The sequence below is a fragment of the Microbacterium sp. 22215 genome (genome assembly GCF_052045655.1).
GTDB lineage: Bacteria > Actinomycetota > Actinomycetes > Actinomycetales > Microbacteriaceae > Microbacterium > Microbacterium phyllosphaerae.
In genome coordinates this window covers 54,676-67,646 of sequence record NZ_JBQEPC010000012.1, presented here as the reverse complement: position 1 = coordinate 67,646, position 12,971 = coordinate 54,676, and the positions used below count along the sequence as shown (strand labels likewise).

Sequence of the window (12,971 nt, the reverse complement as noted above, 5' to 3'; positions counted from 1 at the left end):
ATGTGCACGGTCCGATAACGGTTCCGTGTCGCAGGGGTTTCGCCCGCGAGATGCGGGGTTAGTCTGCCCCTATCCCAAGTAAGGCCGACAGGCACTAAGGAGTACCATGAAACGGCATCAGAAGCTGATGGGCATCGCTGCTCTCGGCGCCGCCTTCGCACTCGTCATGAGCGGGTGTGCACCGGCAGGCGACAGCGGCAACGGCAACGGCGACACGCCTCAGACGGTCGAAGGCGCGGACTACAACCCGCAGCCCCGTGAGAACCTCGCTGAAGGTGGCGAACTCCGCATCCCCGTCTCGAACATCGCCGAGCAGCTGAACTACTTCCACAGCGACGGCGACGCCCGCGTCACCCAGATCGGCACGTGGTTCCGCCCGCAGATCCTGCTCATGGATCCTGACGGCACTGTCAAGAAGAACGACGCCTACCTCGACGACTACTCCTTCGGTGTCGAAGACGGCAAGACCGTCCTGCACTTCAAGGTGAACGAGAAGGCTGTCTGGAACGACGGCACCCCGATCGACGTCACCGCGTTCAAGGCCACCTGGGAAGCCAACAACGGCACGAACGAGGCGTACCAGCCCAACGCCACCGACGGCTGGAAGGAGATCGAGTCCGTCGAGGCCGGCGAGAACGACCGCGACGTCATCGTCACCTTCAAGGGCGAGTTCGCCTGGCCCGAGATGGTCTACTCGCAGCTGCTGCACCCCGCGGTCAACACCCCGGAGCTGTTCAACACCGCGTTCCTCGGTGACTGGCACCCGGAGTGGGCCGCAGGCCCCTACACGGTCGAGGACTTCGACAAGACCGGCGGCGTCGTCACTCTCGTCCCGAACGAGAAGTGGTGGGGCAACGCTCCGCTGCTCGACAAGGTGACCTTCATCCAGATGGAGCCGACCGCTGCGGTCAACGCTCTGCGCAACGGCGAGGTCGACATGGCCGAGACCGGCAGCGCCGAGCTTCTCGCTCAGGTCGAGGGTCTCGACGGCGTCAAGACCTACAAGGGTCAGGCGACCGCGAACGCGATCTTCACGCTCAACTCGTCGAACCCCGCTCTCGCGGAGCTCGACGTGCGCAAGGCCGTCTTCGAGGCGATCAACATCGAGCAGGTCAAGGACATCGTCTTCAACGGCCTGAACTACACCGAGGAGCCCGCGGGTTCGCTCACGCTGTTCTCGTTCCAGCCCGACTACGTGAACGCTCTGGAAGAGGCCGGTCGCAAGGACGGCGACACCGAAGGCGCCAACAAGCTCCTCGATGACGCCGGCTGGGTCGCCGGTTCTGACGGCGTCCGCGAGAAGGACGGCGTGCGTCTGTCGCTCGTCTTCCCGGTCCACTCCGACACGGAGACCGCACGCGCCCGTTCGCTGGCCGTGCAGCAGCAGCTGAAGGAGATCGGCGTCGAGGTCACGATCGACACGCGTCCGTCTGCCGACTTCGCCGAGGACTACACCACGCAGAACGGTGACATCTTCTTCCTCAACTTCACGTCGTCCGACCCGTTCGGTGCCGCCTGGTTCTGCCAGCTGTACTGCTCGGACAGCGGCCTGAACCTGTCGGGCACCGGCACGCCGGAGATCGACAAGATGATCCACGAGGAGCTGGAGACGATCTCCGACCCGGTCGAGCAGACCAAGAAGGCCATGGAGATGGAGTCCGAGATCTTCGCGAAGACCTGGGGCATCATCCCGGTCCTCAACGGCCCGGAGATCTGGACCGTCAAGGAAGGCCTCGCCAACCTCACGCCCGAGCCCTACGTGGGTCTCGACCTCTTCGGCATCACGCCGGTGGAGAACGTGGGATACGAGAAGTAATTCCTCCGAAGGCTGACTCGATCAGTTCTTTGGGAAGCGGGGTCGGTGGTTCATCCACCGGCCCCGCTTTCTCTATGCTGAACGCGTGAGCGTCCAGATCGTCTTCGTGCACGGCATCCGCACGTCTGCGACCATGTGGCGGTCGCAGCTCGCATTCCTCGAGGAGCAGGGCATCGCCGCCACCGCCGTCGACCTCCCCGGTCACGGGACGCGGATGGCGGAGGACTTCACTCTGCACGAGGCGCTGCACACGATCGATGCGGCGGTCCGAGACGCCGCGACGCGAGGACCCGTACTGCTCGTCGGGCATTCGATGGGCGGCCTGCTCTCGCTCGCGTACGTCGGGGGCGCGCAGACGCCGCCGGTCGCAGGTCTCATCGCGGCGTCGTGCACGTCGCTCCCCCGGGGCGCCGGGCTCGCGGCCTACCGTGCGATAGCGAGGGCCGTGGATCGCCTGCCGGACCGCGGCATGTGGCTCACGGAGCGGATCCTCGAGGCCACGATCCCCGCGGACACACGATCCGACTTCGCGGCAGGCGGCTATGCGCTGGACACGCAGGACACCGCACTGCGCAACCTCTCAGCGCTCGACCTCGCGACGGCCGTCGCCCGCATCCGGGTGCCGCTCTGGTTCGTCAACGGCCAGTGGGATCAGCTGCGCGTGAACGAGACGCTGTTCCAGCGGCTCGCCCCGCACGCCGAGCTGATCGTCGTACCCCGCACGACGCACCTCGTCACCGCGATGCGCCCGCAGGTCTTCAATGCTGTCATCCGGCTGGCCGTCGCGACGATCGACGCCGGGCTCACGGCTCCTGCGGCTGAGCGTGGTCCTGGGACAGTTCCCGATCCTGGCTCGGACGAGCGGGCTGCCTCGCCAGAGCCGTGAGCGCGCCGCCGACGAGCGACAGCACGGCGGCAGCCACGAAGACGAGCCAGAACCCGCCGACGAGGGCGACGAGGCCCGCGCCGAGCACCGGACCGATCAGCTGACCGAGCGCCGCCGTCACATTGACGATCCCGAGATCCCGAGCGTGGTCCTTCTCGTCGGGCAGCAGGTCGGCGGCGAACGCCAGGCCGACGGTCGAGAACGCGCCGTAGCCGAGACCCATGAGTGCGGCGGCGATCATCGTCGCCTCGAACGTCGGCACGACGGCGATCACGACACCCGAGGCCGCCTGCACCAGTGTCGCGAGGATCGTGAGCGTGCGGCGGTTGCCGGTGCGGTCCGACACGATGCCTGTGAGCACCGACGCGAGCACGACGAACAGCGTGTAGACGACGATCAGCAGGAGCAGATTGTCCTGAGCCACGACCGATTCCTGGTGCAGCCCATGGAGCAGGAAGAAGAGGAACAGAGCGGTGCCGAGCGCATTCCCGATGTTCGTGACCAGGCGCCCCCACAGCATCCAGGCGAAATCGCGGTCGCGGAAAGATGCCAGGAGCCGTCGGTCGTTCATGACGGATGCCGGTGCGACCGGCGCGGGCTCGACGGGCGCGGGCGGGTCCGGCAGGATCAACGCCGCTCCCGTACCGATCACGGCGATCAGCGCGGCGAGCAGGAGGTAGCCGTCGCGGATCCCGAGGCCGAGGAGAACGACCAGGCCGACGCCGAGCACGATCCCCACCGCCTGGCTCGAGCCCACGGCTGCGGATGCTGCTCCGCGCTGGGTCGCGGGAAGCTGGTCGGCGATGAGGGCGGTGAAGGCGGCGGACGACACGGCCACACCGATCGTCACGCCGACCCAGGCTCCTCCGACGGCCCACGGCCCCTCGCTGAACCCCGTGACGACGAGGAACACCGCCGTGAGGATGACCCCGCCGATCGCCCAGGGACGGCGTCGTCGCCGTCCGATGCCCGCACGATCGGAGAGCGCGCCCGCGACAGGGCCGGCGATGATTCCCGCCAGCCCTCCGATACCGAGCACGAAACCGGACGACACGACCCCGCTGATCCAGTCGTCATCCGAGGTGTTGAGCTGCAGAGGCAGCAGCAGCTGCACCGGAGTCAGCTGCACGGTCCAGATCGCCAGCCACGCGAGGGTGAACACCGTCATCCATCGGGCGCCGACCCGCTTCAGGACGCTCACCGCTTCGCCGCCGGAGGGATCTTCGCGGCGAAGAGAGAACGGGGCGGGAGGGCAGGGCTCATGTCGCTCCTTGACGTCTGCGTCGCGACGAGGATGTCGGGATACTGATGATTGTGCACCCAGTGCCACTCGGCGCGCGACCGAGTGTCCATCTCCGGTGACCGTGTCGTCCGGTCGTCTCGCACACCCGAGGTGCCGTTTAGGGCGAACAGCCCGGATGCTGGTAGAGTTGGTTCTTGGCTTGCGTGTGGGTTCTTCCCTCACGACCGCCGCGTGGAAGCCCTCTTCTTCTGCCGGCATTCCTAACAACTCCGTACAGAAAGCGTCCACACGTGGCAAACATCAAGTCGCAGATCAAGCGCAACAAGACCAACGACAAGGCTCACGAGCGCAACAAGGCCGTGAAGAGCGAGCTGAAGACGCACATCCGCGCGACCCGCGCCGCTGTCGTCTCCGGTGACAAGGCTGCAGCCGAGGCTGCTCTGAAGGCTGCTTCCCGCAAGCTCGACAAGGCCGTCAGCAAGGGTGTCATCCACCAGAACCAGGCTGCGAACCGCAAGTCCTCCATCGCCAAGCAGGTTTCCGCTCTCTGAGCCGATCCCGCTTGAGGGTGTGACAAGAGCCCGTCCCGTTCGCGGGGCGGGCTCTTTCGTACGCTCCGACCAGTCAGCGTTCGTGTCGCACGCCGGTCGGTGACGTCTCGGCGAGCCCAGGTCGAAACGCGACGCGAGGCACACTCCGCGAACGGTGCCGCTGATGCGGCGGCGAGGTCACTCCCCGAACGGCTGCCGAGTGGCGATCACCGTGAGCATGCGCTCGAGGGCGAAGACCGGATCACGCGATGCACCCTTGACCTCGGCGTCGGCGCGCGCGGTCGCCTGGATCGCCATACCGAGGGACCGCTCGTTCCATCCGGCGAGATCACGCTTCGCGCGATCGACCTGCCAGTCCTTCATCCCGAGTCGCTGGGCGAGCTGACGGCTGGGCTCGCGGTTTCCGGCGACCCTGGCCATGGTGCGCAGCTTCATCGCGAAAGCGGCGACCATGGGAACGGGATCGGCACCGGAGGCGAGTGCGTGGCGCAATGCGACCAGAGCTTCGCCGTAACGCCCGGCGATGGCCGTGTCGGCGACGACGAACGCCGACACCTCGACACGGCCGCCGTAGTACTTGGTGACGACGTCTTCGGTGATGTCGCCCTCGACGTCGCCGATCAGCTGCTGGCAGGCGGCCGCGAGCTCAGTCAGGTCGTCGGCGAAGGCCGACACCAGAGCGCGCAGCGCAGGGGGTGCGATGCGCTTCTTGGCGGCTTTGAACTCCCCCGCCGCGAAGTCGACGCGATCACTGTCGCGCTTGATCGCGGGACACGGGATCTCGATGCCGTCACCGGTGCCGGAGCGCAGCGCATCGAGCAGCTTCTTGCCGCGGACGCTGGCACCGGTATGCCGAAGGATGACGGTCGCGCCCTCCTGCGGGTGATCGAGGTACGACACGGCTTCCTGCAGGAAGGCATCCGAGCACTTCTCCACTCCCGAGACACGCACGAGACGCGGCTCTCCGAAGAGGGACGGTGACGTGAGCGAGAGGAGGGTGCCCGGCGCGTAGTCATCGGCGCGGACGTCGGTGACCTCGAGAGCCGGATCTTCGGCGCGCAGGTAGTCGCGGACGCCTGCGATCGCTCGTTCGGCGCAGACCTCTTCGGGACCGAAGACGAGCACCACGGGCGCCGGACGCGGCTCTCGCCAGGAGACCTGCGCGATCTTGGCCGCCTTGGCACCGCCGCGGGAGGGGGTACGAGAAACAGCCATGCATTCAGCCTACTGGGGGCCGCCGACGTCGATCTCGCGGTCATGGCGGCTGCTTCTCGGTCCACAGTTGCAGTTCTCCGTCGTGCAGACCGACGAGGAGCCGCCCCTGTCGGTCTGTGCGCAGCACACGGGCGCCCGTGGCCGCGAGCGAGGCGAGAGTCTCCTCGCGAGGATGGCCGTAATCGTTGTCGACCCCGACGCTGAACAGCGCCACGAGCGGATGAAGATCGGCGTAGAGCTGGGCATCCTGGTCGGCGCTTCCGTGATGGGCGACTTTGACCACCGCGTACCGGCCCCGGATATGCGCGGTGCGCTCCAGCATCCGCTGCCCCTCGGCCGACAGATCCCCGAGGAAGAGGGATCGCGGGACATCGCCGCCGCCGACCTCGAGAACGACGCTGAGATCGTTTCCCGGCGGGAACGCCGTCGACCTCCGCTGCGGCCACAGCACCTGCCAGGATGCTGCACCGAGGTCGCCTCGCTGACCTGCCCACGCCGGAGAGAGCGTCGCCCCTCCGTCGGCGAGGCGCTGCAGCATCCGCTCGTCTCCGCCCTCTGCCGTGGGGCCGTGAAGGACCGAACCGACTCTCCCCTGGACCGCCTCCACACCACCCACGTGATCGAGATCGAAGTGCGTGAGCACCAGCAGATCGATGTGATCGATGCCGAGCGCCCGCAGACAGGCCGCGAGGGGCTCGGGATCCGGACCAGTGTCGATCAGGGCGATCCGCCCCTCCGAGCGGATGAGAAGCGCGTCGCCCTGGCCGATGTCGCACGCGGCGATCGACCAGCCGTCCGGGCCGGTCGCACTCGCGAGGGGGCCGCTGAGGACCACGTGGGCACCGCCCAGGGCGAGCACGACCGCGAGAACCGCTCCCGCCCCGACCCGGATGATCGCCCTCCGGCGGAATCCGTCGACCAGGACGACGCCGATCGCGGCACTCACGAGAGCGACGAGGAATGCACTCGGTATCCCCGGTTGCATCACGAGCTGCGCGAACGGGAGCCGTGCGGTGATTGTCGCGGTCTCGGCGATCCACGCGGCGGGAAGCCACGCGGATGCCGCCAGCAGATCGGCGACGGCGGGCACCGGCGCCGCGAGGCAGGCGAGCAACCCGATGATCGTGGCGATCGGGGCGGCCGGCGCCGCCAGGAGGTTCGCCACGAGTCCGACCATCGACTGCTGCTCGGCGAACAGGGCGATCACCGGACCGCACACGAGCTGCGCGGCCGTCGGCACGGCGATCGCGAGAGCCAGCGACTGTGGCATCCAGCGCCCGAGACCGTGCGCGAGAGAGGGAGCGAGCATGATCAGCGCTCCCGATGCGGCGACCGACAGAGCGAATCCCGGCGTCGACGCAAGCCAGGGGTCGGCGATCAGGATGCCGACGGCGCTGAGCGCGAGCATCCCCGCTCCTGCACTCGGACGCCCGAGAAGCAATGACAGCATCGTCACCCCTGCCATCACCGCGGCACGGATCACGCTCGGCTCCGGGGTGACGAGCACGACGAATCCGGCGAGCACGAGGGCGGCGGAGACGACCCGGAGTACCCGGCCCGCCCCACACAGACCTGCGAGCCAGAACGCGGCTCCGACGACGATCGCGCAGTTCGCGCCGGAGACCGCGGTCAGGTGGCTGAGCCCGCTGGTGCGCATGTCGTCGTTCAACTCCGCCGGCACCGCTCGGGTGTCGCCGACGGCCAGCCCGGGCAGGAGCCCCGCACCCGGCTCGGGGAGCCGCGACGAGCGCTCGATGAATGCGCTCCGGACATCTGCCGCCACGGCGAACACCCCCGACGCGGGTGTCTCGACGCTCGCGGTGCTCGCGAACACCACGAGCGCCGCCCGCTCCCCCGGTTCTGTCGCCTCGGCCTCGCCCGTGACGCTCACCGTCGCGCCGAGGTCGAAGCCGTCAGCCGGATCGATGCCGATGCGCACGGGCGCCGACGCCGCCCGCACCGCACCCGGCGATCCGATCCCGGTGGCCTGCACCTCCATCCAGAGGCGCCCGTCCCGGCCGATCGACGCCGAGGAGGTGACCTCCCCCGTCGCCGCGACCACCCGCCCATCCCAGGATGCCGCCCCCGCCCGCCCCGGCAGCGACGACATCGCAGTGAGCGAAACCGCCGCGGCCGCCGCGAGCATGACGACCACCAGCGCAGCACGCGACGCCGCACGGTCTGCACGTCTCAGCACGACCGCACACACGATGACCGCACCGATTCCACCCGCAAGCGCGCACCATCCCGCCGCGGCAGGGATGAACACGCACAGCAGCGCGGCCGCCCACACTCCCCCGGCGACGGGCAGAAGGCGCAGATCCCGCCTCACCCGCGCACGCCGTCAGGCATCACGACGAGCACCCATCGGATGCTCGTACTCTTCGCGGACCCTCGCATCAGGGCAACCTAAGGGCTCGCGCAGCTGTCTCCCCGACAGAGACCCACCGACCGTGGACAGACGTGCCGCGCCTCCCCCTGTGCAGAAGTGGAGCGCGCCACCACGAGCGGTGCAGCTCTCCAGCTGCTCGACACCCGCGTGTGGACCCGAGCCGTGCTGGCCGAGAGACTGCTGAGTACGGCGTCGACGGAGCTGCGTGCACCGTAGGCTTCGGAAGTGATGCAGATCTCTGACCGCCCCCAGCGACGGCTGGTCCGAATCGCGGGCTGGATGTTCGCATGTGCGACCGCGGTCGCGGTCGCGGTCATCGCCGTCGACTGGCTCTCCGCGGGCACCGCGTCCGTACTCATCGGCCCGCTCGACGACCAGATCCTCCTCAGCGCAGCCATGCTCATCGCGTCCGTCGCGCTCGTGATGGGCTTGGTGAGCGTCTCATCACCGACCTGGATGTTGCCGTTCAAGATCCTCGGGATCCTCGGCGCGGCCGTCGCTGCCCTCGGAGCGGGATTCTCGACGCTGTGGAGCATCGACGTCACGATGACGACACTGATCGACGATGGCTGCGACACCGGATACGTCGTGGTCGAGCGTTCGCTGCTGATGGGATCGAGGGGAACGGTCTACCGGCAGGACGGTCCGATCGTCGCCTCACCGATGGCGCGGACCTCGGGGAACAACGCGCATCAGCCCTTCGCTGCGGGCGACTATGGAGCGGCCGTGGACGGCGGGGCACTGATCGTGGAGTACCGACCGAATCCGACCGGCAGCCGCGTCACACTCGAGCTCCCGGTGATCGCTGACCGCCGGCCGAGCTGCGGGTACGCGAACACCAGCCTGAGCGCTCGTCCGGAGACCTCGGAGCCGACCGAGCCGGTGGAGGTTCTCACACCGAACGAGGTGGACGCGGAGATCCGTCGGCTCCTCGATGACTCGTTCGCCGCGACAGTGGGGACTCCCATCGATGCGGCGGGTGCCCCGCTCGATGCACCGGCGACGACACCGGATCCCGTTTCCTGCGCCGAGGGACCGGGTATGCAGCACCACGTGGGCCTCGCCTTCCGCACAGACGACAACGCGAGATCGGTCACGCAGATCCTCGGTGTCTGGGACGACGCCGGGTATGAGTCGGACAGAGCGATGCAGGAAGACATCAGGTACAGCGAGACAGCCCCCGTGGAACGCATGACCATCCGCGATACGACGAGCATCGACGGGCTCATCCGGATGACGCTCACCTCGGCCTGCATGTCCGCGGAGTAGGGCGCCCGCCCCCGAGCGTCCGCCCACCGGCATCCCGTCGTACGCTGGTGCCATGGAGCGGACGCTGCGCAATCTGGTGATCGTGCTCGGCGACCAGCTCGATCTCGAGGCCAGCGGGTTCGACGGGTTCGATCCGCGTCGGGACGCGGTATGGATGGCTGAGGTCGCTGAGGAATCCACTCACGTCTGGAGCAGCAAACCGCGAACCGCGCTGTTCCTGTCGGCGATGCGCCACTGCGCAGCAGAAATGCGCGCCGAGGGACGAGAGGTGCACTACACGTCGCTCGACGATCCGGGCAATCGCGGCACGCTCGGCGATCAGCTCGCCGCCGATATCGCGCGACTGGCTCCCGCATCGCTTCGGATGACCGCTCCCGGCGATTGGCGCGTGCTCGAATCGTTGCGACAGGTGGCGGCGGATGCCGGCATCCACCTCGATATCCGTGAGGACCGCCACTTCTTCTGCACGGTGAGCGAGTTCGCCGCTCATATGAACGAGCGGAGCACGTTGCGGATGGAGTACTTCTACCGGGAGCAACGTCAGCGCTTCGGTATCCTCATGACGCCGGACGGGAAGCCCGAGGGCGGTGCGTGGAACTACGACGCCGAGAACCGCAAGGCCTTTCCGGCGCAGGGCCCCGGGATGGTGCCGCCGAGAGCGGTGTTCGCACCGGATGAGATGACCCGCGACGTCTTCACGCTGGTCAGCGAGCGCTTCGCCGACCACCCCGGTCGCCTCGACACGTTCGCATGGCCGGTCACTCGCTCCCAGGCGCTCGACTCCCTCGCGCTCTTCATCGACGAGCGCCTGCCGTGGTTCGGAGACTTCCAAGATGCCCAGTGGCCCGGCGAGCCGTGGCTGTGGCACGCTCATCTGTCCGCCGCCATGAACCTGAAGCTCCTCCACCCGCGCGAGGTCGTGGCCGCAGCCGAGGCCGCCTATCGCGACGGACGTGCACCGCTGCCGTCAGTCGAGGGCTTCATCCGGCAGATTCTCGGATGGCGCGAGTACGTCCGCGGAATCTACTGGACTCAGATGCCGGGGTATGCCCGCCGCAACGCGTTGGACGCGCATGAACCGCTGCCTGACTGGTACTGGACGGGCGACACCTCGATGGCGTGCATGGCCGACGCGATCAGCACCACGCTGGAGAACGGCTATGCCCATCACATCCAGCGGCTGATGGTCACCGGTCTCTACGCCCTGCTCCTCGGGATCGAACCGGCGGAAGTGCACGCCTGGTACCTCGCGGTCTACGTCGACGCGGTCGAGTGGGTGGAACTGCCCAACACCCTGGGCATGAGCCAGTTCGCCGACGGCGGCCTCATGGGGAGCAAACCCTACGTGGCGTCCGGTGCCTACATCTCGCGGATGAGCCCGCACTGCCGCACTTGCCGATTCGATCCGAAGAAACGCGTCGGAGCGGATGCCTGCCCGATCACCACTCTCTACTGGGATTTTCTGATGCGCCACCAAGATGCTCTCTCCGCGAACCCGCGCATGGCCCTGCAGGTGCGCAACGTCGATCGGATCGACGACGATGAACGCACCGCGATCGGCCGGCGCGCTGCGGCGATCCGCCGAGGAGAGGTCGTCGCGAATGCATGATGTGATCGTCGTCGGCGCCGGTCTGGCGGGGCTCCGCTGTGCCGGGCTGCTCTCCGCGCGCGGGCTCGATGTCGTCGTCCTCGAGGCTGCGGAAACGGTCGGAGGACGCCAGCGCACCGACATCATGGACGGCTTCCGTCTGGATCGCGGATTTCAGGTGCTCAATCCGGCCTACCCTGCGGTGCGGCGCAGCATCGATCTCGACGCACTCGCGCTGGGGAGCTTCCCGGTGGGTGTGCGTGTGCGCACGACGGACGGGATGGCCGAGCTGAGACATCCGCTTCGGTACCCGTCGTCGATCGCCGCGTCGCTGCGCAGCGGCCTGGTGAGCGGCTGGGATGCCGTCGCGCTGGCCCGCTGGGCCGCGCCGGCGTTCGTGCGTCCGCTCGCGCAACTCGCGCGGAACGATGTCTCCCTGCGCGAAGGGTGGGAGGCCGCGGGGCTACGCGGCCCGCTCCGCACCGCAGTGATCGAGCCGTTCCTCGCCGGGGTCCTGGCGGAGGGCCGAGGAGAGACGTCGAACGCATTCGCCCGGCTGCTTGTGCGGTACTTCGCGCTGGGCCGCCCCGGCCTGCCGGCACAAGGGATCGCTGCGGTCCCCGAGCAGCTTGCCGCGCATGCGCGGACGGCGGGAACCGACATCCGTCTCGGCGCCCGCGTGGAACGCATGACGGCGCTCGGAGAGAATTTCAGGGTGGAGCTGAGCGACGGCGACCCCGTCGTCGCATCCCGGGTGGTCTTCGCGGTCGGCCCCGACGATGTCGCCGGTCTCACGGGGCTTCCCGCGCCGACGACGAACGGCCTGCAGACATGGTGGTTCGCTGCTGCCGAACCACCGACCGGATCCGCGCTGCTGACCGTTGACGGCCGAGGCCGAGGCCCCGTCGTGAACACCGTCGTGATGACGCACACTGTGCCCTCGTACGTGCCGGCCGGGCGTCACCTCATCGCCGCGACGTGCCTTCTGCCGCGCGGTGGCGACCCCGCCGCGGAGGTCGACGTCCGCCGCCACCTGAGGGAGATCTGGGGTGCGGACATCAGCGCGTGGGAGTTGATGCGGCGCGACGACATCCCCCATGCGCTCCCGGCTCAACCCGCGCCTCTCAGCGCACCGCGATCGCCACGCTATGCCGAGCGTCTGTACATCGCAGGGGACCATCGAGGCACCGCCTCTATTCAAGGGGCTCTCACGTCTGGCGAACGCGCCGCGCGCGCGATCCTCACTGACACACGGTTGACGAGCAGCGGCACGTCGCTTCACGGCTGACGATGCCCCGCTCGGGAAGACGCCTGGACAGGGCCCCGCAGGTCGCGCCTCACACCCGCACACCGTCTCGGATGCCGGCGAGCAGCTTCTCCCCTATCCCCGGGACGGCCAGCAGGTCGTCGACGGACTGGAATCGTCCGTTCTCGTCGCGCCAGGCGATGATCCGCTCCGCGAGCGCAGGGCCGATGCGCGGCAGCGTCTCGAGTGCGGCCTGGTCCGCCGCGTTGAGGTCGATACGGTCGTCCGAAGGCGCCACAGCCCCCGGGACATCCGCCGCAGCCCCGACGGTCGGCACGATGATCTGTTCGCCGTCCTCGAGCACGCGCGCGAGGTTGATCGCGGCGAGGTCTGCGTCGTCGGTGGTACCTCCGGCGGCCGCGACCGCATCGACCAGTCGCGCATCGAGCTCGAGGACGTAGAGGCCCGGATGCTCGACAGCGCCGAGCACATGCACGTAGAGCTCGCCCGTGGTGCCCCCGCCGTCAGCCGAAGCATCCGTCGCCAGCGGCACCGATTCGGCCGGCGCCGCCTGTCCTCTCATCAGCCCGAGTCCGACGGCCGCCGACAGCACGACCAGAGCCAGTACGATCGCCGCTCCGATGCTCAGCCGTAACCGGCGCGGCGAAGACGTCGGCGGAGGCGGAGAATCGGGCATCCCGCCACGCTAGGCGAGCGATCACATGCCCCTCATGCGTCCGGCCGCCCGGNGGGCGGCCGGATGTG

General features: G+C 68.5%; 10 protein-coding genes. 6 read left to right on the top strand and 4 right to left on the bottom strand.

What is annotated here, in order from left to right; genetic code table 11:
• The first annotated feature begins 106 nt into the window (after nt 1–106).
• Entirely contained in the window at nt 107–1,816 is a 1,710-nt protein-coding gene (locus ACTJKH_RS16710; protein ID WP_440737854.1) for an ABC transporter family substrate-binding protein, read from the top strand.
• A gap of 85 nt (nt 1,817–1,901) precedes the next feature.
• Entirely contained in the window at nt 1,902–2,702 is an 801-nt protein-coding gene (locus ACTJKH_RS16705; protein ID WP_440737853.1) for an alpha/beta fold hydrolase, read from the top strand.
• On the opposite strand, the gene ACTJKH_RS16700 is transcribed toward ACTJKH_RS16705, so the two are convergent.
• Complete coding sequence (locus tag ACTJKH_RS16700) at nt 2,620–4,203, bottom strand: MFS transporter (protein ID WP_440737852.1); 1,584 nt, start codon at nt 4,201–4,203, stop codon at nt 2,620–2,622. The genes ACTJKH_RS16705 and ACTJKH_RS16700 overlap by 83 nt on opposite strands.
• A gap of 32 nt (nt 4,204–4,235) precedes the next feature.
• Here ACTJKH_RS16700 and rpsT point away from each other — a divergent pair, with 32 nt between their 5' ends.
• Entirely contained in the window at nt 4,236–4,496 is a 261-nt protein-coding gene (rpsT, locus tag ACTJKH_RS16695) for a 30S ribosomal protein S20 (protein WP_053096545.1), read from the top strand.
• Nucleotides 4,497–4,673: 177 nt separating this feature from the next.
• On the opposite strand, the gene holA is transcribed toward rpsT, so the two are convergent.
• Together holA and ACTJKH_RS16685 are read right to left on the bottom strand one after the other, a co-directional pair.
• Nucleotides 4,674–5,711, bottom strand: coding sequence for a DNA polymerase III subunit delta (gene holA / locus ACTJKH_RS16690; RefSeq protein WP_259162766.1), 1,038 nt, complete (start codon nt 5,709–5,711; stop codon nt 4,674–4,676).
• Between the two features lie 40 nt (nt 5,712–5,751).
• A complete protein-coding gene (locus ACTJKH_RS16685; RefSeq protein WP_440737851.1) occupies nt 5,752–8,043 on the bottom strand; it encodes a ComEC/Rec2 family competence protein in 2,292 nt (763 codons plus the stop codon).
• Between the two features lie 285 nt (nt 8,044–8,328).
• On the opposite strand from ACTJKH_RS16685, the gene ACTJKH_RS16680 reads away from it, so the two are divergent.
• The 3 genes from ACTJKH_RS16680 to ACTJKH_RS16670 are packed head-to-tail and all read left to right on the top strand — an operon-like array spanning nt 8,329 to nt 12,248.
• Entirely contained in the window at nt 8,329–9,372 is a 1,044-nt protein-coding gene (locus tag ACTJKH_RS16680) for a hypothetical protein (protein ID WP_440737850.1), read from the top strand.
• Between the two features lie 52 nt (nt 9,373–9,424).
• Nucleotides 9,425–10,981: a cryptochrome/photolyase family protein gene (locus ACTJKH_RS16675; RefSeq protein ID WP_440737849.1), complete on the top strand. Its 1,557-nt coding sequence runs from the start codon at nt 9,425–9,427 to the stop codon at nt 10,979–10,981.
• The gene (locus ACTJKH_RS16670) at nt 10,974–12,248 is read left to right on the top strand and encodes an NAD(P)/FAD-dependent oxidoreductase (protein WP_440737848.1); all 1,275 of its coding nucleotides are present in this window, start codon (nt 10,974–10,976) and stop codon (nt 12,246–12,248) included. Before ACTJKH_RS16675 ends, ACTJKH_RS16670 begins: the two co-directional genes overlap by 8 nt.
• A gap of 49 nt (nt 12,249–12,297) precedes the next feature.
• Here the strand turns inward: ACTJKH_RS16670 and ACTJKH_RS16665 are convergent, their stop codons facing one another.
• Complete coding sequence (locus ACTJKH_RS16665) at nt 12,298–12,903, bottom strand: helix-hairpin-helix domain-containing protein (protein ID WP_440737847.1); 606 nt, start codon at nt 12,901–12,903, stop codon at nt 12,298–12,300.
• Between the last annotated feature and the right edge of the window lie 68 nt (nt 12,904–12,971).